Genomic DNA, 23,514 nt, shown 5'->3' with positions numbered 1-23,514 from the left:
ACACCATGAGCAGCAGCACCGTCATCACCAACATCGCCACGCTGGTCACCAACGACCCCTCCCTCGGTGACGGCTCCCCCCTCGGCCTGATCCAGGACGCGGCCGTCGTCATCGAAGGCGACACCGTCGCGTGGACCGGTGAATCCAGCAAAGCACCCGCCACTGACAATCGGGTCGACGCGGGCGGCCGGGCGGTGCTGCCGGGCTTCGTGGACTCCCACTCGCACCTGGTCTTCGCCGGAGACCGCACGCAGGAGTTCAACGCCCGCATGTCCGGCCGCTCCTACACGGCGGGCGGCATCCGCACCACCGTCGCGGCCACCCGGGCGGCGAGCGACGCGGAACTGGAGGCCAACCTCACCCGTTACCTCGACGAGGCTCTGCGCCAGGGCACGACGACGTTCGAGACCAAGTCGGGCTACGGCCTGACCGTCGAGGACGAGTACCGCGCGCTGCGCCTCGCGGCCCGGCACACCGACGAGGTGACGTACCTCGGCGCGCACGTCGTCCCGCCCGACTACGCCGAGGACCCGGCGGCCTATGTCGCCCTGGTCACCGGCGAGATGCTGGACGCCTGCGCGCCGCACGCCCGCTGGATCGACGTGTTCTGCGAGAAGGGCGCCTTCGACGGCGACCAGGCCCGCGCGATCCTCACCGCGGGCAAGGCCAAGGGCCTCCACCCCCGCATCCACGCCAACCAGCTCTCCTACGGCCCCGGCGTCCAGCTGGCCGTAGAACTGGACGCGGCCAGTGCCGACCACTGCACCCACCTCACGGACGCGGACGTGGACGCCCTGGCGAACGGCAGCACCGTGGCCACCCTGCTCCCCGGCGCCGAGTTCTCCACCCGCGCCGAGTGGCCGGACGCCCGCCGCCTGCTGGACGCGGGCGTGACGGTGGCCCTGTCCACGGACTGCAACCCGGGCTCGTCCTTCACCTCCTCGGTCCCCTTCTGCATCGCCCTGGCCGTGCGCGACATGCGGATGACCCCGGACGAGGCGGTCTGGTCGGCCACGGCGGGCGGCGCGGCGGCCCTGCGCCGCACCGACATCGGCCGCCTCGCCCCCGGCGCCCGTGCCGACCTCACCCTCCTGGACGCCCCCAGCCACGTCCACCTCGCCTACCGGCCGGGCGTGCCCCTGGTCAGCGGGGTGTGGCGGCGCGGAGCTCGGGTGGTCTGAGCGGGGATCGCCTGTGGGCGGCGGCCCGGTTCACCGCGCCCCCGCCCGCCACCGCTGCTCCGCGCTGTCGTCCAGGGGCTGCAGGGACACGCCGTATCCGCCGTCCGGGGTCACCGCCGTCTCGATGGCGATGTCCGGGCGGATCGTGCCGCCGGGGTCGATGGTGAAGCGGAGGTTGTCGCCGTTGCCGCCGTAGACCGAGTCGCAGGTCCAGATGCCCAGGCCGCGGTCGGTCGAGCCCCGGCTGTCCAGGCAGAAGGTGTCGTCGGCTCCGGAGCGCAGTACGCCCAGATAGGTGTCGAACCTCCAGCGCTGGGTGTCGGCGGAGGAGCAGGGGGCCGTGATGACGTCGTTGCCCTGCGACAGATCGCCGTCGCGGATGTCCAGGCAGCGGCCCGTCGCCAGGTTCACCACCTGGGCGAAGAGGGTGCCGGGCGGTGCGAACGACGGCGTCGGCGTGGCGGTGGGCTTCCGGGTGCGCGGCGGGTGCGTGGCCGGGCGGGACGGACTCGGCGTGGGGGAAGGGGACCCGGCGGAGGGGGAGCTCGTGGGGGAGGGCGACGGGGACGGGGTGACGGAGACCGTGGCCGTCACCGTCACCGGTGGCGGCGTGGGCGTCGCGGCCGTCGGCTGCTGGTCGTCGGTGTGGGCCGGGGTGAGGGCGAACACCAGGAGCGGGGTCAGGGCCACGCCCAGGGCCGCCGAGGCCAGCAGGAGGCGCCTCCGGGGCGGCCAGGACGGACGTACGGCGGCGGGGCCGGGGGCGGCCGGGGGCTCCCCGGCGCGTATGTAGGCCGTTCCGCTCCACGGCAGCAGGCCCTCCGCCAGGGTCTGCCGGGGCGCGTCCCGCAGGGCCCGCAGATCCTCGAAGGCGGCCGTGCAGTGCGGGCAGCGGGCCATGTGGGCGTCCAGGTCGGGGCTGCGGCGCGGGCCGTCCGGCCGTACCGCCTCCTCGATCAGCCGGCGGAAGTCGGCGCAGCGCGGGTCGTCGGAGGCGGCGAGCCGGTCGCGGAGGCAGGCCTGGGCCAGGGCCTTGAGGGCCTGCGGGGTGCCGTAAGCCACGTCGACGCCGCTCAGGCCGAGGAAGGCGGCGGTGCTGGCCTGCGGCTCCGCCTCCAGCACGCCGTACCAGATCAGGCCCTGGATACGGGAGGGCAGCGAGCGGAACGCCGGGAGCAGGGGCGGGGTGGGGCCCTCGGGCAGGCCGGAGGCGTTCAGCACGAGCAGCAGCCCGGGGTCCACGCCGGCGGAGCGCTCGTCGCGCGCCCAGCCGGCCGCCAGCCGTGCGGCGAGCAGCAGCAGCCGGTGGCGCAGCGGTACGGCCGGGTCGACACCGCGGGCCGTCTCGCGGGCCGCCGTGGTGAACACCTCGGCCGCCAGCCGGCGGGCGGCGGACTCGCCCGCGGCGCACAGCCGGGCGTAGGCCAGGACCGCCGGGTGGTGCCGGCGGCGCAGTTCCTGCAGGGCGGGGTACGCCGTCGCCGTGGGGGAGCGGAGCAGTTCGGCCAGCCGGGCGTCCGGCGCGGCCTCGTACTCACCGCCGGTCCCGGTGACGCCCGGACCGGTGCCACCCGCCTCGGTTCCGCCCGCTCCGGCCCCGTCCCCCTCAGCCATGTGTCCAGCCTCCTCGTACCACCGGGAACCGCGCCGTTGCGGTCCCGGGCCTGACATACCGGCCAGTAGCCAGTTCGGGGGGCCATAGTGGTCGAGGGGGACGGCCGGGGAAAGAGGTTTCCGCGGGTAACAGCATAACGGTTGGGATCACGGGGGCAGTTGGCCCGAAGGGGTGCCAGGAATCCGGTGTGGCGGGCGGATTCGTGGATACCCGCGCCAACCGGAGAGGTGGGCCCGGCGACGGGAACGCCGCGGCGGCCCGGCACGGGTGGCCGGACCGCCGTCAAGGCGTCACCGCAGCGGACGCGGAGGTCACTCCTCGACCGTCAGACCCTTGCGCAGCCGTACCAGGGTCCGGGACAGCAGCCGGGACACGTGCATCTGGGAGATGCCGAGTTCCTCGCCGATCTCCGACTGGGTCATGTTCGCCACGAACCGCAGGGCGAGGATCTTCCGGTCCCGTTGCGGGAGTTCGGCGATGAGCGGCTTGAGGGACTCGACGTACTCGATGCCCTCCAGGCCGTGGTCCTCGTACCCTATGCGGTCCGCGAGCGCCCCCTCCGTCTCGTCCTCCTCCGGCTGGGCGTCCAGCGAGGAGGCGGTGTAGGCGTTCGAGGCGGCCATGCCCTCGACGACCTCGTCGTTGGAGATGCCGAGCTTCTCGGCCAGCTCCGGGACGGTCGGGGCCCGGTCCAGCCGCTGGGCCAGCTCGTCCCCGGCCTTGGCCAGGTCCAGGCGCAGCTCCTGCAGCCTGCGCGGAACGCGCACGGACCACGAGGTGTCGCGGAAGAAACGCTTGATCTCGCCGATGATCGTCGGCATCGCGAAGGTGGGGAATTCCACTCCGCGGGCGAGTTCGAAGCGGTCGATCGCCTTGATCAGGCCGATGGTGCCGACCTGGATGATGTCCTCCATCGGCTCGCTGCGGGAGCGGAAGCGGGAGGCGGCGAACTTGACGAGCGCGAGGTTGAGCTCGACGAGGGTGTTGCGGACGTACGCATACTCGTGCGTCCCCTCCTCCAGCGACTCCAGGCGCTCGAACAGGGTCTTGGACAGGGCCCGCGCGTCGACCGGGCCGATCTCGTCGTACGGGGGGATCTCCGGGAGTCCCTCGAAGGGGTCGAGGGGGTCGATGGGATGATCCAGTTGTTCCGGTGGGGGTGTCGACGTCGCGATCGGGGTATGCGATGCGTCGAGCCGGGGTGACATGGTGTCCTCCATCGTTCTCGGCATATGGCTGCCGATGCCAATACGTGCACTGCGGTGTGCGGCGCCTCCAAAGCCGGCGTGTAGCGAAAGATGTTCCTACTAGCCCTACCCGTTCGACGGAGGCGATCGCAAGTGCGTTCTGTTGTGATATGTCCACTTCCGTGAGGTTCTTCGGGTGCCGGAGTGCACATGGAGGGCGTAATGTTCGAGAGCAGTCAGCGTCCACGACCTCGGGAGAGAGACGGCATGGACCACGGGACGGTCGGCAGCGCACAGTCGGGCCGGCTTCTGGTGGAGGTGCGGGAAGAGGGCTCCAGCGCCGTTGTGACACCGGCGGGTGAGCTCGATCACCACACCGCCGATCTTCTGCGCGAACCCCTCGACGACCTCCTGGCCAAGGGCTTCTCACGCCTCGTCGTGGACTGCACGCGCCTGGAGTTCTGCGACTCCACGGGCCTGAACGTCCTGCTCGGCGCCCGGCTGAAGGCGGAGGCCGCCGGTGGCGGGGTCCATCTGGCGGGGATGCAGCCGGTGGTCGCCCGGGTGTTCGAGATCACCGGGGCCGAGGCGGTCTTCACCGTGCACGACTCCGTGGAGGCGGCCCTGGCCGACGGCGGCGACTGAGTCCGCCGTCCCGCCCTCCCGCATGCCTCCGGACCCGGGCGCCGCGCCCGCGCCCGGCAACGCCGAAAACAGGGGTGTTGTGCCGGATCGGCCGGGCAGGAGAGGGCAGGAGGAGGCGGGGCACACCCTGACGAGCGCCGGTCCCGGACCGCCCCGGCACCGGCGAAACGACTGGACGGGACATACGTGCGACGGACGGAGGGGCGAGCGGGACACCCCGCGCGGACAGCGGCCGGACGACGTACGGACGGTGGCCGTACGAGGTACGGACCACGGGCGGACGACGTACGGACCGGCCTGCACGGAGCAGTGCCGGCCCTTTGGACCATGAACTGGTGAATCGGTGAGGTGAAGCGCTGATGACCACCCGGCCTTACTCGCCGGGCGACCGCGGCCCGGAGCCCAGCGGCGCTTCCGGGGCGTCCGAGGAGGGTGCGCCGACGGCAGGCGCGCCCACGGGGGCAGCCGCGCCGTCCGTGCCGCCCGGGCCCGCCGGCGGCACTCAGGGCATCGGCGGGCCGCAGGTCCGCAGGATCGGCCTGCAGGGCGAGAGCGGGGTCGTCCCGCTCGCCCGCGACTTCGCCCGTCAGGCGCTGTACGCATGGGGCTGGCTGCCCGCCGCCGGCGCCGACCAGCGGGCCGCGGCCGAGGATGTGCTGCTCGTCGTCTCCGAACTGGTCACCAACGCCTGCCTGCACGCCGAGGGCCCCGACGAGTTGCTCCTGGCCTGCGACAACAAGGTGATCCGGATCGAGGTCTCCGACCGCGGCACCGGCCAGCCCGCCCCCCGCACCCCCCATCGCGCCGGCCGCCCCGGCGGCCACGGCATGTTCATCGTGCAGCGGCTCTGCCTGGACTGGGGAGTCGTCCGCACCGCGGGCCGCCCGGGCAAGACGGTGTGGGCGGAGCTGGGCGCTCCGGCGTAGGCCGTCGGTCTCCGGTCGGTTCCGTGCCCGGCGCGTGGAAATTCGGTTTTCGCCGGGTACGGCACTGCCTACGCTGGGCGCAACGCGCTGACGGAGACAAGTAGCCCGGGACCCAGCGAGCCGAGAGAGCCGCCAGCCGCTGTGAAGGCGGCCTCGCACCCCGGCGTGAATCCCCTCCCGAGTGCGGGGAGGAACGGACCGCCGCGCCACGACGGCCCCCATGCCCCGCCGGCCGGCCCCCGTCATCGGGCCCGTAGAGGCCGTCGTACGACGGCGAAGGCGTGGTGGCACCGCGAGCACCCTCTCGCCCACGCCCCGAGGGAACCGACCCGGGGCGGACCGTGCCGCCCCGCCGACCAGTTGGGCAGCACCATGCTTGACGTCACCCTCATCCGGCAGCACCCCCGACGCGTCCGCGAAGGCCTCGCCAAACGCGGCCTGGACGTGGACCTCGACGCCTTCCTCGCCCTCGACGAACGGCTGCGTGAGGCCCGTACGGCCCTGGAGCGGCTGCGCGGCGAGCGACGCCGCGTCTCGGCGGACATCGCGGCCCGCCGCCGGGCCGGCACACCGGCGGACGAACTCCTCGACACGGCCGCGGAACTGGCCGACCGGGTCACGGAGGCCACCGTCGCGCACGGCCGGCTGGACGCCGAACACCGCGCGTTCCTCGACGGCCTGCCGAACCTCCCCGACCCGGACGTGCCCGCGGGCGGCAAGGAACACAACGAGGTCGTCCGCACCGAGGGCACCCGCCCGGAGTTCGGCTTCCCGCCCCGCGACCACGTGCGGCTCACCGAGGACCTCGGGCTGGTCGACCACCGGCGCGGCGCCGCGCTCGCCGGCAGCGGGAACTGGGTCTACCGGGGCGAGGGTGCCGCGCTGGAGTGGGCCCTGCTCAACCACTTCCTGGACAGCCACCGCCGGGCGGGCTACACCTTCGTGCTGCCGCCCCACCTGCTCACCTGGGAGGCCGGTTACACCGCGGGCCAGTTCCCGAAGTTCGCCGACGACGTCTTCGTCACGGACCGCGGGGCCGACGGCCGCCCCGAGCGGTTCCTGCTGCCCACCGCCGAGACCGCGCTCGCCGCCCTGCACCACGGCGAGACCCTCGACGAGCGCGAGCTGCCGCTCAAGTACGTGGCCTACACGCCCTGTTACCGCAAGGAGGCGGGCGCCCACCGCACCGCCGAGCGCGGCACCCTGCGCGGTCACCAGTTCAACAAGGTCGAGATGTTCCAGCTCACCCGGCCCGCCGACGCGGACGCGGCCCAGCGGGAACTCCTCGGCCGGGCGGAGGAGCTGGTGGCCGGTCTCGGCCTGCACTACCGGGTCACCCGGCTCGCCGCCGGGGACACCAGCGCCGCGCAGGCCAGGACGTACGACGTCGAGGTGTGGCTGCCCAGCCTGGGCACCTACGCCGAGGTCAGCTCGGTGTCGAACGCCCGCGACTACCAGGCCCGGCGGGGCGGCATCCGGTACCGCCCGGCGGGCGGCGGCAAGGCCGGGTACGTCCACACCCTCAACGCCTCGGGCCTGGCCACCAGCCGTCTGGTGCCGGCGCTCCTGGAACAGCACCAGCGGGCCGACGGAACGGTCGCCGTGCCCGAGGTGCTGCGGCGCTGGGGCCTGCCGGAGGTGCTGCGCAGGCCGTAGGACGTCCCGGGCCCACCCTCCACTCCAGCCACGCGTCACACACGCCGGATCGCCACAACTCCGGCGTGTGATGCGTCTTCCCTCCTCGCGACGCCGGGCGTACCTTGACGGCCAAATCTGATACGCCGTCAGGAACTGCTCGTCCGAACGAATCCGGAACGAATGGGGTGGACCGACCGTGTCGTACCCGAAACGAACCGCCGCGCTCGCGTCCGCCGCGGCCCTGGCCGGCTCGGTGGTGCTGCTGGCCGCGCCGGCGGCCCACGCCGATGTCGTCGACGTCAACTACCGCTGCCAGACCCCGATCGGCGTCAAGAGCGCCGTCTCGCCGATCGACATGACGGGCGTCAAGAGCGGCAGCGGCTACAAGATCACCATGTCCTGGCAGAAGGGCGTCTCCTCCAGCCCCGTCGAGCTGGGCAAGGGCGCGATGACCCCGAGCGCGAGCATCGTGCTGGGCGGCGCCGACAGCGGCACGGTGCCGGTCAGCGGACCGGCCAACGCGGCCGCGATCCCCGCCAACACCCCCATCAGGATCAGCGACCTGAGCGGCACCTACACGCCGAAGAAGACCGGCAAGGTCACCTTCACGCCGGGCACGCTGATCATCAAGGCGCTCGGTACGACGACGACCTGCACGCCGACCAACAGCCCCAAGCCGGGGCTCACGCTGGACGTGACCGCGGCCGGCGGGTCGGGCTCCTCCGGCGGTTCCTCGCCCTCCGGCGGGCAGCTCCCGCAGACGGGCCCCGAGGACAGCGCGATCGCCCTCGGCACACTCGGCGGCACGGTGCTCCTCGCCGGCGCGGCGGGCACGCTCTGGCTGACCCGCCGCCAGACCGTACGCCGCTGAGCCGGACCGACGACCGCTGAAACCGGACCGACCGCCGAAGCCGAGCCACCGCCGCAACCCAGGCCAACCGCCGGAGCCGCCCATGCCGTCCGCCGCCCGCGCCCTGACCCGCCATCGGTGCTCGCCCCGGACCCGCGCATCGCTTCCGGCGCGCGCCGCTCTGCCCGCGGCCCTGTGCCTGTGCGCCGCATGGGGAGCCGTGGTGGGCGCCGCACCCGGCGCCTTCGCCGCGTCCGCGCAGTGGTCCATCGCGCCGGCGGGCGGCGGCCGTCCGTCCTTCTACGCCGAGGGCCCGCCGGGGACGGTCCTGCAGGACACGGTGTCCGTCACCAATCCCGGGCGGGCGCCCGTCGTCGTACGGCTGTCCGGAACGGGACTGCCCACGGTCTTCGCGGAGAAGGCCGAGGGCGGGATACGCGTCCCGGCCCGCACCCGCGCCGAGGTGCCCTTCACCGTGACCGTGCCGGCCGGGGCCGCGCCCGGCGACCGCTCCGGTGCCGTCGTGGCGCGGGACACACGGGGGCGTACGGCGAGCGTCCCGGTCCGGCTGCGCGTCGGTGGCCCGGCGCTCGCCGCGCTGACCGTCGAGCACCTCGCCGTGCACGCCGACCGCATCACGTACGAGCTGGTCAACCGTGGTACGACCGTCCTGGTGCCGAGGCTCGCGGTGCGCGCGGACGGCGTACTCGGCCGGCTCCTGGACCGTGCGCCGCGCACCCTCCCCGTCCACCTGCGCCCCGGCGCCCGCGTGCGGCTCGCCGAGCCCTGGCCCGACCGGCCCGCGCTGGACGCGGTCGACGTACGGCTGACGGTCACGGCCCCGGGCGGAGCCCACGGCACGGCGACCACGTCGGCCCGGTTCGTGCCGTGGCCGACGGTGGCGGGGACGAGCGGTGCGCTGCTGGTGGGGACGGTCGCGGTGCTCGCCGTGCGCAGGCGGCGGAGCCGTACCGCGGCCGGGGGGCCGGTGCCCGAGCGCCCGCGGGGCGCTGTCGTTGCCGAGACCCCCCACCCCCGAGGTGAGTTGACGGAAGGCGCGGTGAAGTGAGCGGGAAGGTGAGGGGCCTGCGGCTGTCGGCCATGGCGGCGTTGCTCGCGCTGCTTGTGCTGACGGCCGGCGGTGGCCCGGCGTCCGCCGCGGGCGGACCCGTCGTGACGTTGTCGGCGGCTCAGGCCGGTGCCGGTGGCTCGGTCACCGTCAGGGGCAGCGGCTGGCGGTCGCACACGTTGCTGATGGTGCTGGTGTGTGGGCGGGCCACACCGGCCCGGGGTGTCATCGGCGGCACCAACTCCTGCGCGAACGGCGACGGCCGGGCCGTGACCACCGACGCCCAGGGTGCCTTCGGCCGGGAACTCCCGGTCGCCGAGCCGCCCGTGCCCTGCCCCTGTGTGGTGCACGTGGCCACCGTCACCGGTCCCGGGGCGGAGGCGGACGCCGTCCTGCAGGTCGCCGGGCATCCCGTGGCTCCGCTGCCCGCCGAACAGTCCGGGGGCCGGCTGGCGATTCTCTCCGACACGCGGCTGACCGGGTCGAGCGGACTGCTCACCTGGTTCGGGGCGCCGCCGAGCCGCACCCTCGTCTTCACCGTCGGCAACACCGGCTCCGGCACGGTCAAGGACCCGGTGTTCCAGGTCGGCTCCGCGCACGGCGTCTTCGCCCCGCAGTGGGACGACCGGCAGTGGCACGGCACCCTGGCTCCGGGCGGGAAGGCCGAGGTCAGGCTGCCGGTCGAGCTGTCCGCCGGGGCGCACGGCGACTACACCGTCTCCCTCGAGTACGACGGCAGGGTGCTCGCCGAACAGCCGTGGGGCGTGGGCCGCCCCTGGGGCGTGACGCTCTTCTGGATCCTGCTCTGCCTGGTCGTCCCGGCCGCGCTGTTCCGCATCGGCATGGCCGTGGTGGACCGGCTGCGGCCATGCCGGCCCGGCGCCGCCCGCCGTACCGGCACCCCGCGGCTGCCCCGGCCCGCCCTGCGGCTGCCGCGCTCCCGCACCGGGGATGCGCCCCCCACGAACCCGACCCTGCCGTGGTTCGCCCCGGACTCCGTCCCGGGCGACCCGGCCGGCCGGCTCTCCGCACCGCACACCGACAGCCCGACGAGTCCCACGACTCCCACCACGAAAGGACCGACGTGAGCATCCGAAGGAGAGGTACGGCCGCGGGCGCCGCGCTGGCGCTGAGCGGTGCGGGCGTCCTGCTGGGCCTGGCCGCGAGCCCCGCGCAGGCGGCCGAGGTGTCGTACGCCACCCACTGCGTGCCGCCCGCGGGCATCAGCCCGATCGACGGCACCACGAAGGTCGAGATCACCGCGCCGGCCACGGCGAAGGTCGGCGACACGGTGGACGTCGTGTGGAAGTTCGTCCAGGCCGCGTCCAAGAACCCCGACATCATCGACCTGCCCGCCAACTCGGTCCAGCCGTCCGGGATTCTGAAGGCGGCCGGGGCGCAGGTCGCGGACATCGCGATGCAGGGGCCCCGGCAGAACCCGGCGATCCCCAAGGGCGCCGCCATGGTGCTGTCCGACATGAAGGGCAGCATCAAGCTGACGACGGCCGGCGAGGTGACGCTGACGCCGGACGCGTACACCGTCAACGCGATGTCGACCGACACCAGGTGCACGCCCAAGGAGACCGTGCAGAAGGCGGCGACCATCCAGGTGACGGGGGGCGGTGGCGGCACCTCCAGCCCGACACCGACCCAGTCGACGACCCCCACGCAGTCGGCCACACCGACGAGCACGGCCTCCCCCACGGCGACCGGCGGCAGTGGTGGCCAGACCGACTTCACCGGCAAGGAGGTGCAGATCCCCTACGCCTGCAAGACCCCGATCGGCGACAAGAACGCGACCTCGCCGGTGCAGATCAACGCCAGGAAGAACAACGGGGACTTCGACCTCACCGTGCAGTTCAAGAAGTCGGTGATGAACAGCCCCGCCGACATCCCGAAGGGGTCCGTCAAGCCGTCCATGGAGGTGGTGCTGGGCGGTGCCGACAAGGGCACGGTGCATGTGGAGGGGCCGACGAACGCCAAGGACATCAAGTCCGGCGACCCGATCGAGATCCCCGATCTCACCGGCACCTACAAGCCCGGCGCGAGCGGCACCTCGACGCTGTCCCCGGGCGTCCTCACGGTCAAGGCGCTCGGTACGACCACGACGTGCACGCCGACGAAGACCGAGGTCTCGCTCACCCTGGACACCAGCCGGCAGCCGGGCGGCTCGTCCGGGGGCACGTCGACGTCCGGAGGCACCTCCTCGGCCGGCGGCAGCAGCACCTCCGGCTCCGGCGGCCTCGCCCAGACCGGCGCGAGCGACCACGGCGCCCTGAAGGCCCTCGGCCTGGTGGCGGGCACGGCGATCCTGCTGGGCGGCGCGGTGTTCACGTTCATGCCGAAACGAAGGGCCCGCTGATCCTCCTGACAGGGCTGACCCTCCCGACATGAAAGAGGGCCGCCGCACCCACCGGGGTGCAGCGGCCCTCTCTCGGCCAGGTCCGGACGACTAGTGAACGTCGCCCATCAGCTTGTTGACCTTCTTGCGGTACATCCACACCGCCGCACCGGCGATCACGGCGAGCACGGCCTCCAGGGCGACGAAGCCCATCTTGTCGAGGTTGACGCCGCCGACGGCCGGGTTGGACACCAGCGCGGTGATCGAGTCGCCCGCGGTGACCGCGAGGAACCAGACGCCCATCATCTGCGAGGCGTACTTCTTCGGCGCCATCTTCGTCGTCACCGACAGACCCACCGGCGACAGCGTCAGCTCACCGACTGTCTGCACGAAGTAGATCGCGACCAGCCACATCGCCGCGGCCTTGTGACCACCCTCGGCGATCGACAGCGGGGCGAGGAAGAGGAAGAAGGACGCACCGATCAGCACCAGGCCGGAGGCGAACTTCACGATCGTGCTCGGCTCCTTGCCGCGCCGGTTCAGCCACAGCCACGCCCAGGCGAAGACCGGCGCCAGCGCCATGATCATGACCGGGTTGACCGACTGGTACCAGGAGACCGGGAACGTCCAGCCGGCGATCGAGTTCTTGGCCGAGCTGTCCGCGAAGAGCGACAGGGTCGAGCCGCCCTGGTCGTAGATCATCCAGAAGACGGCGGCGGCGACGAAGAACCAGACGTACGCCGACACCTTCGACTTCTCGCCCGAGTCCAGGTCCTTGTCGCGCAGCATCCGGGCGATGACCAGGATCGGCACGATCAGACCGATGAGGGTGAGCGGGATCAGCGCCCAGTTCAGGGTGAAGTGGCCGGTGCCGCCGACGACGCCGTAGAAGACCGCCGCGATGGCGAGCCAGATCAGGCCCTTGCGCAGGGTGGCGGACTTCTCCGCGGGGGTCAGCGGGGTCGGGACCTCGCTGCTCCTCGGGTTCAGGTGGCGGCCGCCCAGCAGGTACTGGGCCAGACCCAGGGCCATGCCGAGCGCGGCGAGGGCGAAGCCCAGGTGCCAGTTGACGTTCTCACCGACGGTGCCGATGACCAGCGGCGCGGCGAAGGCGCCCAGGTTGATGCCGATGTAGAAGAGGGTGAAGCCACCGTCCCGGCGCGGGTCGTCCGGGCCCTTGTAGAGGTGGCCGACCATCGTGGAGATGTTGGCCTTCAGCAGACCCGAACCGATGGCGACGAGACCCAGGCCGACGAAGAAGCTGGCGGCCACGGGCAGTGCGAGGCACAGGTGGCCGAGCATGATGATGATGCCCGCGACGGCGACCGTCTTGCGGGGGCCGAGGAAGCGGTCCGCGACCCAGCCGCCGGGCAGGGCGAGCAGGTACACGAGCGACACGTACACCGAGTAGATCGCGGTGGCCGTGCCCGCGCTCATGTGCAGGCCGCCCGGGGCCACCAGGTACAGCGGGAGCAGAGCCCTCATGCCGTAGTAGGAGAATCGCTCCCACATCTCGGTCATGAAGAGAGTGGCCAGGCCGCGGGGGTGGCCGAAGAAGGTCTTCTCGGAACCGGGGGTGCCCGGGCGGACCGAGTCCTTCGTCAGGCTGGACGCCATGGTCGTTCCTTGCTGGTCGGGACGCGCGTAGAGCGTTACGCGCCCGGTGGGGGTGCGGCCGGCACCGGCGGGGTCGGTCGTCCGCCCCCAACGCCCGAGGGGAGTCCGCCTCCGGGTCTCGGAAGCGGTGGACGGCGACCACCGGGATCCACGCCCCGTCGCGCGTCGATGCGCTGCGGAGCCCGGCCAGAGGTCATTCCTTTCAAGGCCGACCAAGAGCGATCTTGATCAGCCCGCACACAAAAGAGACCTTCAGCGTCGTCTGCCCGCCGAAGGTCCCCTGGTGTACTACAGGCGTTCAGGTCACTGTAAGGCAGGACACTGCCGGATATGGAAGGACTTGAGACGCGGATCACAGGTGTCGAAGGAACCGCAGGACCGGAATCGAAGGTCTCTCCTACGATCGCATCCCCAGAGCGATGGTTCGTACCAGCGACACGCCGGCGGCGTACGAAGGTAAGAGTTCCTGGAACGATCACACCCCAGCACCGCACGCGGGCGGTCTACCATCACTCCATGACCCGTGTACTGCTCGCCGAGGACGACGCGTCCATCTCGGAGCCGCTGGCCCGCGCCCTGCGCCGGGAAGGTTACGAGGTCGAGGTGCGCGAGGACGGACCCACCGCGCTGGACGCCGGAATGCAGGGCGGCGTCGACCTGGTCGTACTGGACCTGGGCCTGCCGGGCATGGACGGCCTGGAGGTCGCCCGCCGGCTGCGGGCCGACGGCCACACCGTGCCGATCCTCATCCTGACCGCGCGGGCCGACGAGGTGGACACCGTCGTCGGCCTGGACGCGGGCGCCGATGACTACGTCACCAAGCCCTTCCGGCTCGCCGAACTGCTCGCCCGGGTACGGGCCCTGCTGCGGCGCGGTGCCGCCGAGCCGCAGCAGCCGCCGGCCACGCACGGGGTGCGCATCGACGTCGAGTCGCACCGGGCGTGGATGGGCGACGAGGAACTCCAGCTCACCGCCAAGGAGTTCGACCTGCTGCGCGTGCTGGTGCGGGACGCCGGCCGGGTCGTCACCCGCGACCAGCTGATGCGCGAGGTCTGGGACACCACGTGGTGGTCCTCCACCAAGACCCTCGACATGCACATCTCCTGGCTGCGCAAGAAGCTCGGCGACGACGCGGCGAACCCCCGCTACATCGCCACGGTGCGTGGAGTGGGCTTCCGCTTCGAGAAGAGCTGAGGTTCCCCGCGCGGGGGACCAGCGATCACCTCAGGTAACAGAACATGCGCCGACGTCTCATCCAGTCCACCCTCGCCGTCGTCCTCGTGGTGATCGCCGTCTTCGGTATCTCCCTGGTGATCGTCGAGACCAGGACGATCAGCAACAGCGCCCAGGAACGGGTGGACTCCGAGGCGGTGCGGCTGGCCAGCATCGTGGACAGCCGGATCCTCGCCGCGGAGAACGTCAACGCGGACGTGCTGCGCAATCCGGTCGCCAAGGACCAGTACGCGGTCATCCGCATGCCCGGCCGGCAGCCGATAGAGATCGGGACCCGGCCGCAGGGCGATGCCATCCACGCCACCCAGCAGGGCGAGGAGGGCGAGACCGTCACCGTGCAGGAGCCGCGCTCCGCGGTCACCCGCGAGGTCGGCCGGACCCTGCTGATCATCGGCCTGGTGGCGCTGCTCGCGGTGGTCGCGGCCGTACTGCTCGCCGTACGCCAGGCCAACCGGCTCGCCTCCCCGCTCACCGACCTCGCGGAGACCGCCGAGCGCCTCGGCTCCGGCGACCCGCGCCCCCGGCACAAGCGGTACGGCGTCCCCGAGCTGGACCGGGTCGCCGATGTGCTGGACTCCTCCGCCGAGCGGATCGGCCGCATGCTGACCGCCGAGCGGCGCCTGGCCGCCGACGCCTCCCACCAGCTGCGCACCCCGCTGACCGCGCTGTCCATGCGCCTCGAGGAGATCACCCTCACCGACGACCCGGACATCGTGAAGGAAGAGGCGAACGTCGCGCTCACCCAGGTCGAGCGGCTCACCGACGTGGTCGAGCGGCTGCTGACGAACTCCCGCGACCCGCGCACCGGCTCCGCCGTCACCTTCGACCTGGACGAGGTCATCCAGCAGCAACTCGCCGAGTGGCGGCCCGCCTACCGCAGCGCCGGCCGGGCCATCGTCAGCTCCGGCAAGCGGCATCTGCAGGCCGTCGGCACGCCGGGGGCGGTCGCCCAGGTGCTCGCGGCGCTGATCGAGAACTCCCTCATGCACGGCGGCGGCACCGTCGCGCTGCGCACCCGGGTCACCGGCAACCAGGCCGTGGTCGAGGTCACCGACGAGGGCCCCGGTGTTCCCGCCGACCTCGGCGCGCGGATCTTCGAGCGCACGATCAGCGGCCGGAACTCCACCGGGATCGGACTGGCCGTCGCCCGCGACCTCGCGGAGGCCGACGGCGGCCGGCTGGAACTGCTCCAGGCCCAGCCGCCGGTGTTCGGCCTGTTCCTCTCACGTACACCGCCGGCCCGCAAGCCGGAGGAGGACCGGCCGACGGTGCGCTGAACCGGTTTACGGAACGCGCTGGGACTTCGGCTCGGGCTCGGAGTGGGGCCTCTTCGACTCGGCCACCAGGATCGACTCCGCCTCCTGCGTCGGCTGCACGCGGAACACCCAGGTGCGGTACGACCAGAAGCGGAAGAGGGTCGCGACGCCGATGCCGACGAACTTGAAGACGTTGCTCTGCAGCGGACTGTCCCAGCCGAAGCCGTAGGTCGCCGCGTACAGCACGCCGTTCTCGATCACCAGGCCGATCGCGCTGAAGAAGAGGAAGAGCGTGAGCTCCTTGGTACGGCCGCCCCTGTCGCGGTCCCGGTACGTCCAGTAACGGAACCCGACGTAGTTGAACGCGATGGCGACCACCGTCGCGATGATGCTGGCGCGCACCACCGGAAGGCCGGAGACGTGGCGGACCAGGTTGAACACGCCGAGGTTGACGAAGATGCCCGCAACGCCGACGGTGCCGAACTTGGCCACCTCGCGTACAAGCCGTTGCAGCCCCGAGGAACGAGGTTCCATGGCTGTGCAGCTCCCGTCGGTAGGTTTCGTCAGCCCAGCCATGCTATCCGGGTGAATCCACCGCCGCCTGTGCACAAGCCCAAGTCCAGGAAACAGATCGGAAAGAGGGTGGAAAGCGACCGGTAAGAGATCGTGTGAGGGACGCGATCCGGTCGCCCCGGCGTGGCCGATACGCTAGGGGTGTGACGTTCCCGGTAGTCGGCATGGTCGGCGGGGGGCAGCTCGCGCGTATGACGCACGAGGCGGGCATCCCGTTGGGCATCAGGTTCAAGCTTCTCAGTGACACCCCTCAGGACTCGGCGGCGCAGGTCGTGAGCGATGTCGTCATCGGCGACTATCGCGATCTCGACACGCTGCGTGAGTTCGCGCGCGGTTGCGATGTGATCACCTTCGATCACGAACATGTACCCACCGAGCACCTCAGGGCCCTGGAGGCGGACGGTATCCCCGTGCGTCCGGGGCCCGACGCGCTGGTGCACGCCCAGGACAAGGGCGTGATGCGCGCGAAGCTCGACTTGATCGGCATCCCGTGCCCGCGGCACCGGATCGTCGCCGACCCGGAGGACGTGGTCCGGTTCGCGGCTGAGCTGGGCGGGTGGGAGGGAGCCGGCGCAGGCGGCTTCCCGGTCGTCCTCAAGACCGTGCGCGGTGGCTACGACGGCAAGGGCGTGTGGGTCGTGGAGACCGCCGAGGAGGCCACCGAGCCGTTCCGGGCCGGCGTCCCGGTCCTCGCCGAGGAGAAGGTCGACTACGTCCGCGAGCTCGCCGCCAACGTCGTGCGCTCCCCGCACGGCCAGGCCGTCGCCTACCCGGTGGTGGAGTCCCGGCAGGTGAACGGCGTCTGCGACACGGTCATAGCCCCCGCGCCCGGCCTGGACGAGTCCCTCGCCCTCCAGGCCGAGCAAATGGCCCTGACCATCGCCAAGGAACTCGATGTCGTCGGGCACCTCGCGGTCGAGCTGTTCCAGACCCGCGACGGCCGCATCCTGGTCAACGAGCTGGCCATGCGCCCGCACAACTCCGGCCACTGGACCCAGGACGGCGCGATCACCTCGCAGTTCGCCAACCACGTCCGCGCGGTCCTCGACCTCCCGCTCGGCGACCCGCGCCCGCGCGCCCCGTGGACCGTGATGGTCAACGTCCTGGGCGGCGACTACCCGGACATGTACTCCGCGTACTTGCACTGCATGGCCCGCGACCCCAAGCTCAAGATCCACATGTACGGCAAGGACGTGAAGCCCGGCCGCAAGGTCGGCCACGTCAACACCTACGGCGACGACCTGGACGACGTGCTGGAGCGCGCCCGTCACGCTGCCGGCTACTTGAGAGGCACGATCACCGAATGAGCCCCGTTGTTGGCATCGTCATGGGGTCGGACTCCGACTGGCCCGTCATGGAGGCCGCCGCCAAGGCCCTGGACGAGTTCGAGATCGGCTACGAGGTCGACGTCGTCTCCGCGCACCGCATGCCCCGCGAGATGATCACCTACGGCGAGCAGGCCGCCGACCGCGGACTGAAGGTGATCATCGCCGGTGCGGGCGGTGCCGCCCACCTGCCGGGCATGCTCGCCTCCGTCACCCCGCTGCCGGTCATCGGCGTGCCGGTGCCGCTGAAGTACCTCGACGGCATGGACTCCCTGCTGTCCATCGTGCAGATGCCGGCCGGTGTCCCGGTCGCCACCGTCTCCGTCGCCGGTGCCCGCAACGCCGGTCTCCTCGCGGCCCGCATCCTCGCCGCCCACGACGAGGACCTGCTGCACAAGATGCGCGACTTCCAGCACGACCTCAACGACCAGGCCACCGAGAAGGGCAAGCGGCTGCGTTCCAAGGTCGAGGGGTCGAGCGGCTTCGGCTTCGGGAAGTAACAGGCAATGACCTCAACCGACGAAGCACGGTCCCTGCTGCGCGAGTTCCCGGTCGTCGACGGCCACAACGACCTGCCGTGGGCGCTGCGCGAACAGGTCCGCTACGACCTCGCCGCCCGCGACATCGCCGTACGCCAGGACGCCCATCTGCACACCGACATCCCGCGGCTGCGCGCGGGCGGGGTGGGGGCGCAGTACTGGTCGGTGTTCGTGCGCTCGGACCTGCCCGGGGCGGTGCCGGCGACCCTCGAGCAGATCGACTGCGTACGGCAGCTCATCGCCCGGCACCCCGCCGACCTGCGGGCCGCGCTGACCGCCGCCGACATGGAGGCGGCGCGCGCCGAGGGCCGTATCGCCTCCCTCATGGGCGCGGAGGGCGGGCACTCGATCGACAACTCCCTCGGCACCCTGCGCGGTCTGTACGAGCTGGGCGTGCGCTACATGACGCTCACCCACAACGACAACAACGACTGGGCGGACTCGGCGACCGACGAGCCGAAGGTCGGCGGCCTTTCGGCCTTCGGCCGCGAGGTGGTCCGCGAGATGAACCGCCTCGGCATGCTGGTCGACCTCTCCCACGTGGCCCCCACGACCATGCGGGCCGCGCTGGACACCACGTCCGCGCCGGTGATCTTCTCGCACTCCTCCGCGCGGGCCGTGTGCGACCACCCGCGCAACATCCCCGACGACGTCCTGGAGCGGCTGCCCGCCAACGGCGGCATGGCGATGGTGACGTTCGTGCCGAAGTTCGTGCTCCAGGCGGCCGTCGACTGGACGGCGGCGGCCGACGAGAACATGCGCGCCCACGGCCTGCACCACCTCGACACCAGCCCCGAGGCGATGAAGATCCACGCGGCCTTCGAGGAGCGCACCCCGCGCCCGGTCGCCACGGTGTCCACGGTCGCGGACCACCTGGACCACATGCGCGAGGTCGCCGGCGTCGACCACCTGGGCATCGGCGGCGACTACGACGGCACCGCCTTCACCCCGGACGGCCTCAGCGACGTCTCCGGCTACCCGAACCTGCTCGCCGAGCTGCTCGACCGGGGCTGGTCCAGGTCCGACCTGGCCAAGCTGACCTGGCAGAACGCGGTACGGGTGCTGGGCGCGGCGGAGGACGTGGCCCGCGATCTCCAGGCCACCCGTGCCCCGTCGCACGCCACCATCGAGTCGCTGGACGGCTGAGCAGCCTCTCTCGTGGTACCGGAAGGCCGTACCGAAGCAGTCCGGTTCTCCGGTACCACCGGAAGGGATGGGCGGCACACGACCACGAGCCTCGCAGGCCCTGGCGGGTGACGAGCCAGGAGCGTGCGGGACGCCTGACCGGCCGTACCCCCGAACGCCCCACTCACCAGGAAGCCGTCCTTCCCGCCGTGCGACCGTGGCGATACGACCCAGCACGACGTAGCTCACGACCGGCGTAAGCAACGACGACGTACGGAGCCCCGCCATGGCCGACCTCCAGGACGACATCCCGGGCACGACCGAGGTCGGCGAGGACGAGGCCCTGCCGGACGACCCCTTCCCCTCCGAGTCCGCGTCCCTGCGGCGCGCCCACGCCCTGCTCGCCGCCCACCCGGTCGCCGACGGCTACAGCGGACTGCCGTGGGCCCTGCGCCATCTGCCCTGGTACGACCTGGAGCTGGGCGAGGCGGCCATCGACACCGACATACCCCGGTTGCGTGCGGGCCACGTGGGCGTGCTGTTCTGGTCGCTGCACCTGCCCGAGGGCCCCGGCGGCGACCGTGCGACGGCCGCGACCCTGGAACAGCTGGACCAGGCGAGCTCGGTGATCGAGGCCCATCCGGAAGGGCTGCGCCTGGCGCGCACCGCCGGGCAGATCATCGACGCACGCAACTGCGGCCGGGTCGCCGTGGTGCTGGGCCCCGCGCACGCCACCGCGCTCGACGACTCCCTCGGCATCCTGCGCGTCCTGCACGCCCTCGGCCTGCGCGTGCTCACGCTCGCGGGCACGGCCTGGGCGGGGGAGCCGGGGCTGACCCGGTTCGGCGAGGAGGTGGTGCGCGAGATGAACCGGCTCGGTGTGCTCGCCGATGTCTCCGGCGCCTCCCGGGCCACCACCGAACGTGCCCTCGCGCTGTCCAGGACCCCGGTGCTGTGCACCCGCTCCGCCGCCCGCGCCCTGCGCCCGCACCCGGCCAACCTGCCCGACGAGCTGCTCACCTCGCTGGGCGCGGCGAAGGGCCTGTGCATGGTGCCGCTGACCGCCGAGCAGACCGGGCCGACGGTCCGTGACGTCGCCGACCACCTCGACCACGTCCGCGACGTGGCCGGCCCGGACTGCGTGGCCCTGTCCGGCACCTACGACTCCGGCGCCGCCCACCCCCGCGACCTCGCCGACGCCTCCCGCTACCCCCACCTGATCGCCGAGCTGCTCCAACGCGGCTGGTCCGAGCCCGAGTTGGCCCTGCTGACCTGGGGCAACGTCCAACGGGTGCTGCGCGGCGCGGACTTCGCCGCGAAGGCCGCGCAGCACCGCCGGGAGGCGTCGACCGCGAAGATCGGGGAACTGGACGCGCCCTAGCGTCACTCGTGGTCGATCCGGCACAGGCAGAACGGATGCCCGGCCGGGTCGGCGTACACCTGGAAGTCCTTCTTCTCCCGGTCCTCCAGGTCCAGCGGCCGGGCGCCCAGCGCCAGTACCCGCTCATGGGCCACGTCGATCTCCGCCCAGGTCCGGCCCGCGTCGAAGTCGAGGTGGAACTGCTGGCCGTTGCGGTCCGCGCGGGGCCACTCCGGCGGCGTGTACCCCTCGGCCCGCTGGAAGGCCAGCCGGGGCCCGTCGGGCACCCGCAGGACGACCCAGTCGTCGTCCTCGGCGTCCGGGGTGCCCCCGGCCACGGCCGCGTAGAAGGCGGCCAGCGCGTGCGGATCGGGACAGTCGAGCACGACGGAACGGAAACGGGCGACGGACGCCATGGTGTCCTCCTCCGGACGGCTCAGCAGGCGCACAGACAGAACGGGTGCCCAGCCGGGTCGGCGTACACACGGAAGGTCCGCTCGCGGTCCTCCGCGTCCAGCGGCTTGGCGCCCAGCTCCAGCACCCCCCTCTCCGCCGCGTCGAGGTCCTCCACCACCAGGTCCAGATGGAAGTGCTGCGAGGCGTCCGGCGAGGGCCACTGCGGCGGCACGTACCCGGGCGCCCGCTGGAAGGCCAGCGCCGTCCCGCCGGGCACCTTCAGGTCGACCCACCCGTCGTCTTCGGGGTCTCCCTGCACCTCCACCGTGCCGCCCAGCACCTCGGCGTAGAAGCCGGCCAGCGCACGGGGGTCGGGACAGTCCAGCACCACGACACCGAGCTTGGCGAGAGCCATGACTACCTCCTTGTGACACAGACCGAGTTACCCATAGTGGCGGGCAACCGGTAACGGTTACTGCATGCTCCCGCATTGGAGGTAACGTCGCAACCATGAATGAGAGATCGGCCGCCCCCGGAGCCCTGGCGCTGGTCGAGTCCCTGGTCAACACGCTGGACCTCGAGACCGGCGCCGACACGCTGGACACCGAGGAGGGCCGGAGACGCTTCGGGATCGCCGAGGACGGGCTGGAGGAGGCACGGGAGCTGCGGGAGTCGCTGCGGGCCGTGCTGCTCGCGCACGCCGGGCACCGGCCGCACCGCGAGGTGACCCCGCTCGGCACGCTGCTGTCCCGCGCACCGCTGTACGTCGCGGTCGACGAACGGGACGGCTCCGCGGCCCTCGCCCCCGCCCCGGACGCCCCGCTGCTCTCCCGGGTCGCCGCCGCCGTCGCCGCGGGGCTGGCGGAGGGCACCTGGATGCGGCTGAAGGCCTGCGAGGCCGGGACCTGCCACTGGGCGTACTACGACCGCAGCCCGGCCGGCCGCGGCCGCTGGTGCTCGATGCAGGTGTGCGGGGCGCGGGCGAAGATGCGCCGGTACCGGGCCAAAGAGGGGTAGGACACAGGGAGTTCACCGGCCACGTATGTGTCCGGTGGTGCAGAATGCGGGAAGACGCCGGTTCGGCCGACTGAGCCTCGGCCGAACCGGCGTCACCGTATGTCCTCAGGCCGTCGGACGGCCCATCGCCCGGTACGTCCAGCCCGCCCGGCGCCACAGCTCCGGGTCGAGCGCGTTGCGGCCGTCCAGGATCAGCCGCGCCGCCGCGACCTCGCCCAGCGCCGCCGGGTCCACCTCGCGGAACTCCCGCCACTCGGTGAGGTGCAGGACGACGTCGGCACCCCGCACGGCCTCCAGCGCGGAGCCGGCGTACCCCAGGGTGGGGAAGACCTTGCGGGCGTTCTCCATGCCCTTCGGGTCGTACACGGTGACCTGGCCGCCCTGGAGGTGGATCTGGCCGGCCACGTTCAGCGCGGGCGAGTCACGCACGTCGTCCGAGTCGGGCTTGAACGTGGCGCCGAGCACCGCGACCCGCTTGCCGAGGAAGGAGCCGCCGCCCAGCGCCTCCCGGGTCATCTCGACCATCTGCCCGCGCCGGCGCATGTTGATCGAGTCGATCTCGCGCAGGAAGGTCAGGGCCTGATCCGCGCCCAGCTCACCGGCCCGGGCCATGAACGCCCGGATGTCCTTGGGCAGACAGCCGCCGCCGAAGCCGATCCCGGCGCGCAGGAACTTCGCCCCGATCCGGTCGTCGTGCCCGATGGCCTCCGCCAGCTTCGCCACGTCACCGCCCGCGGCCTCGCACACCTCCGCCATAGCGTTGATGAACGAGATCTTGGTGGCGAGGAAGGAGTTCGCGGCCGTCTTCACCAGCTCGGCGGTGGGGAAGTCGGTGACGACGAACGGCGTGCCCTCGCCGATCGGGGTCGCGTACACCTCGCGCAGCAGCTTCTCGGCGCGCTCGCTGCGCACACCCGCCACGATCCGGTCCGGGTGCAGGGTGTCCTGCACGGCGAAGCCCTCGCGCAGGAACTCCGGGTTCCAGGCCAGCTCGGCGTCCGCGCCCGCCGGGGCGTGCTCGGCGAGGTGGCCGGCCAGCCGCTCGGCCGAGCCCACCGGCACGGTCGACTTGCCGACGACCAGCGCCGGGCCGTGCAGATGCGGGGCGAGCGAGGAGAACGCGGAGTCGACGTACGACATGTCGGCCGCGTAGTCCCCGTGCCGCTGCGGGGTGTTCACGCACACGAAGTGGACGTCACCGAAGGCGCCGACCTCGGCCCAGTCGGTGGTGAAGCGGAGCCGTCCGGTGGAGCCCTCGAACCCGGCGACGTGCCGCCGCAGCAGCTCCTCGAGACCCGGCTCGTACATGGGGGTCTCGCCGCGCTCCAGCATGGCGATCTTCTCGGGTACGACATCGAGTCCCAGCACCTCGAAGCCCAGCTCGGCCATGGCCGCGGCGTGCGTGGCACCGAGATAACCGGTGCCGATCACGGTGATCTTCAGGCTCATGGATGCGCTCCAGCTCGGGTACGTCGGTGATGCGGCCCCTGAGCATAGTCGGGCCCCTCGACGGGCAATCTCCCCGCTGTCGTGTAGCTCACGTAGGCGTGCTGCGGGCGGCCCTCTAAAATTTGAGTTACTTAACGGTAATTAGCGTCAGTATCACTGCGTCTTTGGAGCG

22 protein-coding genes are annotated in these 23,514 nt (G+C 72.1%); 15 read left to right on the top strand and 7 right to left on the bottom strand.

Going from position 1 to position 23,514, the window contains the following annotated elements; all coding sequences use genetic code 11:
• Nucleotides 1-5: 5 nt before the first annotated feature.
• A complete protein-coding gene (hutI, locus tag ACWDEN_RS22455) occupies nt 6-1,181 on the top strand; it encodes an imidazolonepropionase (protein WP_351602993.1) in 1,176 nt (391 codons plus the stop codon).
• 30 nt (nt 1,182-1,211) lie between these two features.
• Here hutI and ACWDEN_RS22450 read toward each other — a convergent pair whose 3' ends face one another.
• Both ACWDEN_RS22450 and ACWDEN_RS22445 read right to left on the bottom strand, forming a co-directional pair.
• On the bottom strand, nt 1,212-2,795 hold the full coding sequence (locus ACWDEN_RS22450) for an RICIN domain-containing protein (protein ID WP_450859958.1): 1,584 nt from the start codon (nt 2,793-2,795) through the stop codon (nt 1,212-1,214).
• Between the two features lie 312 nt (nt 2,796-3,107).
• Complete coding sequence (locus ACWDEN_RS22445) at nt 3,108-4,004, bottom strand: RNA polymerase sigma factor SigF (RefSeq protein WP_351602996.1); 897 nt, start codon at nt 4,002-4,004, stop codon at nt 3,108-3,110.
• A gap of 246 nt (nt 4,005-4,250) precedes the next feature.
• Here ACWDEN_RS22445 and ACWDEN_RS22440 point away from each other — a divergent pair, with 246 nt between their 5' ends.
• From ACWDEN_RS22440 to ACWDEN_RS22410, 7 genes are all read left to right on the top strand, one after another.
• A complete protein-coding gene (locus ACWDEN_RS22440) occupies nt 4,251-4,628 on the top strand; it encodes an STAS domain-containing protein (RefSeq protein WP_351602998.1) in 378 nt (125 codons plus the stop codon).
• A gap of 356 nt (nt 4,629-4,984) precedes the next feature.
• Nucleotides 4,985-5,554 carry an ATP-binding protein gene (locus ACWDEN_RS22435; protein WP_450859998.1) on the top strand — a complete coding sequence of 190 codons (570 nt, stop codon included), beginning with the start codon at nt 4,985-4,987 and terminating at the stop codon, nt 5,552-5,554.
• A gap of 372 nt (nt 5,555-5,926) precedes the next feature.
• The gene (gene serS, locus ACWDEN_RS22430) at nt 5,927-7,210 is read left to right on the top strand and encodes a serine--tRNA ligase (RefSeq protein WP_351603000.1); all 1,284 of its coding nucleotides are present in this window, start codon (nt 5,927-5,929) and stop codon (nt 7,208-7,210) included.
• 178 nt (nt 7,211-7,388) lie between these two features.
• Entirely contained in the window at nt 7,389-8,063 is a 675-nt protein-coding gene (locus ACWDEN_RS22425; protein ID WP_450859957.1) for an LPXTG cell wall anchor domain-containing protein, read from the top strand.
• 82 nt (nt 8,064-8,145) lie between these two features.
• On the top strand, nt 8,146-9,111 hold the full coding sequence (locus tag ACWDEN_RS22420; RefSeq protein ID WP_450859956.1) for a COG1470 family protein: 966 nt from the start codon (nt 8,146-8,148) through the stop codon (nt 9,109-9,111).
• A gap of 32 nt (nt 9,112-9,143) precedes the next feature.
• Nucleotides 9,144-10,199: a hypothetical protein gene (locus ACWDEN_RS22415; RefSeq protein ID WP_450859997.1), complete on the top strand. Its 1,056-nt coding sequence runs from the start codon at nt 9,144-9,146 to the stop codon at nt 10,197-10,199.
• Nucleotides 10,196-11,473: a hypothetical protein gene (locus ACWDEN_RS22410; protein WP_450859955.1), complete on the top strand. Its 1,278-nt coding sequence runs from the start codon at nt 10,196-10,198 to the stop codon at nt 11,471-11,473. The genes ACWDEN_RS22415 and ACWDEN_RS22410 overlap by 4 nt, the downstream gene beginning before the upstream one ends.
• Nucleotides 11,474-11,563: 90 nt before the next feature.
• Here ACWDEN_RS22410 and ACWDEN_RS22405 read toward each other — a convergent pair whose 3' ends face one another.
• Nucleotides 11,564-13,069, bottom strand: coding sequence for a peptide MFS transporter (locus ACWDEN_RS22405; protein ID WP_351603010.1), 1,506 nt, complete (start codon nt 13,067-13,069; stop codon nt 11,564-11,566).
• Nucleotides 13,070-13,585: 516 nt separating this feature from the next.
• Between ACWDEN_RS22405 and ACWDEN_RS22400 the strand changes: the two genes are divergently transcribed.
• Complete coding sequence (locus ACWDEN_RS22400) at nt 13,586-14,263, top strand: response regulator transcription factor (RefSeq protein ID WP_020940464.1); 678 nt, start codon at nt 13,586-13,588, stop codon at nt 14,261-14,263.
• A gap of 44 nt (nt 14,264-14,307) precedes the next feature.
• Complete coding sequence (locus ACWDEN_RS22395; RefSeq protein WP_351603012.1) at nt 14,308-15,579, top strand: ATP-binding protein; 1,272 nt, start codon at nt 14,308-14,310, stop codon at nt 15,577-15,579.
• 6 nt (nt 15,580-15,585) lie between these two features.
• On the opposite strand, the gene ACWDEN_RS22390 is transcribed toward ACWDEN_RS22395, so the two are convergent.
• Entirely contained in the window at nt 15,586-16,092 is a 507-nt protein-coding gene (locus ACWDEN_RS22390) for a GtrA family protein (protein WP_351603014.1), read from the bottom strand.
• 182 nt (nt 16,093-16,274) lie between these two features.
• Here ACWDEN_RS22390 and ACWDEN_RS22385 point away from each other — a divergent pair, with 182 nt between their 5' ends.
• The 4 genes from ACWDEN_RS22385 to ACWDEN_RS22370 all read left to right on the top strand — a co-directional run bounded on the left by ACWDEN_RS22385 (nt 16,275) and on the right by ACWDEN_RS22370 (nt 20,501).
• On the top strand, nt 16,275-17,438 hold the full coding sequence (locus ACWDEN_RS22385; RefSeq protein ID WP_351603016.1) for a 5-(carboxyamino)imidazole ribonucleotide synthase: 1,164 nt from the start codon (nt 16,275-16,277) through the stop codon (nt 17,436-17,438).
• Nucleotides 17,435-17,956, top strand: a complete 522-nt coding sequence (gene purE, locus ACWDEN_RS22380) for a 5-(carboxyamino)imidazole ribonucleotide mutase (protein WP_351603018.1) — start codon at nt 17,435-17,437, stop codon at nt 17,954-17,956. The genes ACWDEN_RS22385 and purE overlap by 4 nt, the downstream gene beginning before the upstream one ends.
• Nucleotides 17,957-17,962: 6 nt before the next feature.
• A complete protein-coding gene (locus ACWDEN_RS22375; RefSeq protein ID WP_351603020.1) occupies nt 17,963-19,141 on the top strand; it encodes a dipeptidase in 1,179 nt (392 codons plus the stop codon).
• A gap of 265 nt (nt 19,142-19,406) precedes the next feature.
• Nucleotides 19,407-20,501 carry a dipeptidase gene (locus ACWDEN_RS22370; protein ID WP_351603022.1) on the top strand — a complete coding sequence of 365 codons (1,095 nt, stop codon included), beginning with the start codon at nt 19,407-19,409 and terminating at the stop codon, nt 20,499-20,501.
• Nucleotides 20,502-20,503: 2 nt separating this feature from the next.
• Here ACWDEN_RS22370 and ACWDEN_RS22365 read toward each other — a convergent pair whose 3' ends face one another.
• Both ACWDEN_RS22365 and ACWDEN_RS22360 read right to left on the bottom strand, forming a co-directional pair.
• A complete protein-coding gene (locus tag ACWDEN_RS22365; RefSeq protein ID WP_450859954.1) occupies nt 20,504-20,896 on the bottom strand; it encodes a VOC family protein in 393 nt (130 codons plus the stop codon).
• A 20-nt stretch (nt 20,897-20,916) separates the two neighbouring features.
• Nucleotides 20,917-21,291 carry a VOC family protein gene (locus tag ACWDEN_RS22360; protein WP_351603026.1) on the bottom strand — a complete coding sequence of 125 codons (375 nt, stop codon included), beginning with the start codon at nt 21,289-21,291 and terminating at the stop codon, nt 20,917-20,919.
• A gap of 95 nt (nt 21,292-21,386) precedes the next feature.
• Here ACWDEN_RS22360 and ACWDEN_RS22355 point away from each other — a divergent pair, with 95 nt between their 5' ends.
• Nucleotides 21,387-21,893, top strand: a complete 507-nt coding sequence (locus ACWDEN_RS22355) for a CGNR zinc finger domain-containing protein (protein ID WP_450859953.1) — start codon at nt 21,387-21,389, stop codon at nt 21,891-21,893.
• 105 nt (nt 21,894-21,998) lie between these two features.
• Here the strand turns inward: ACWDEN_RS22355 and ACWDEN_RS22350 are convergent, their stop codons facing one another.
• The gene (locus tag ACWDEN_RS22350) at nt 21,999-23,342 is read right to left on the bottom strand and encodes a UDP-glucose dehydrogenase family protein (protein WP_450859952.1); all 1,344 of its coding nucleotides are present in this window, start codon (nt 23,340-23,342) and stop codon (nt 21,999-22,001) included.
• Between the last annotated feature and the right edge of the window lie 172 nt (nt 23,343-23,514).

The sequence above is a fragment of the Streptomyces sp. NPDC001153 genome (genome assembly GCF_053598315.1).
The sequence above is the reverse complement of the archived record's forward strand: the minus strand, read 5'-3'. Positions and strand labels throughout refer to the sequence as shown.

Coding starts and splice junctions, on each gene's coding strand:
- hutI (WP_351602993.1), top strand. CDS start 6: ATGAGCAGCAGCACCGTCATCACCAACATCGCCACGCTGGTCACCAAC.
- ACWDEN_RS22450 (WP_450859958.1), bottom strand. CDS start 2,795: ATGGCTGAGGGGGACGGGGCCGGAGCGGGCGGAACCGAGGCGGGTGGC.
- ACWDEN_RS22445 (WP_351602996.1), bottom strand. CDS start 4,004: ATGTCACCCCGGCTCGACGCATCGCATACCCCGATCGCGACGTCGACA.
- ACWDEN_RS22440 (WP_351602998.1), top strand. CDS start 4,251: ATGGACCACGGGACGGTCGGCAGCGCACAGTCGGGCCGGCTTCTGGTG.
- serS (WP_351603000.1), top strand. CDS start 5,927: ATGCTTGACGTCACCCTCATCCGGCAGCACCCCCGACGCGTCCGCGAA.
- ACWDEN_RS22420 (WP_450859956.1), top strand. CDS start 8,146: ATGCCGTCCGCCGCCCGCGCCCTGACCCGCCATCGGTGCTCGCCCCGG.
- ACWDEN_RS22415 (WP_450859997.1), top strand. CDS start 9,144: ATGGCGGCGTTGCTCGCGCTGCTTGTGCTGACGGCCGGCGGTGGCCCG.
- ACWDEN_RS22405 (WP_351603010.1), bottom strand. CDS start 13,069: ATGGCGTCCAGCCTGACGAAGGACTCGGTCCGCCCGGGCACCCCCGGT.
- ACWDEN_RS22400 (WP_020940464.1), top strand. CDS start 13,586: ATGACCCGTGTACTGCTCGCCGAGGACGACGCGTCCATCTCGGAGCCG.
- ACWDEN_RS22395 (WP_351603012.1), top strand. CDS start 14,308: ATGCGCCGACGTCTCATCCAGTCCACCCTCGCCGTCGTCCTCGTGGTG.
- ACWDEN_RS22390 (WP_351603014.1), bottom strand. CDS start 16,092: ATGGAACCTCGTTCCTCGGGGCTGCAACGGCTTGTACGCGAGGTGGCC.
- purE (WP_351603018.1), top strand. CDS start 17,435: ATGAGCCCCGTTGTTGGCATCGTCATGGGGTCGGACTCCGACTGGCCC.
- ACWDEN_RS22375 (WP_351603020.1), top strand. CDS start 17,963: ATGACCTCAACCGACGAAGCACGGTCCCTGCTGCGCGAGTTCCCGGTC.
- ACWDEN_RS22370 (WP_351603022.1), top strand. CDS start 19,407: ATGGCCGACCTCCAGGACGACATCCCGGGCACGACCGAGGTCGGCGAG.
- ACWDEN_RS22365 (WP_450859954.1), bottom strand. CDS start 20,896: ATGGCGTCCGTCGCCCGTTTCCGTTCCGTCGTGCTCGACTGTCCCGAT.
- ACWDEN_RS22360 (WP_351603026.1), bottom strand. CDS start 21,291: ATGGCTCTCGCCAAGCTCGGTGTCGTGGTGCTGGACTGTCCCGACCCC.
- ACWDEN_RS22355 (WP_450859953.1), top strand. CDS start 21,387: ATGAATGAGAGATCGGCCGCCCCCGGAGCCCTGGCGCTGGTCGAGTCC.
- ACWDEN_RS22350 (WP_450859952.1), bottom strand. CDS start 23,342: ATGAGCCTGAAGATCACCGTGATCGGCACCGGTTATCTCGGTGCCACG.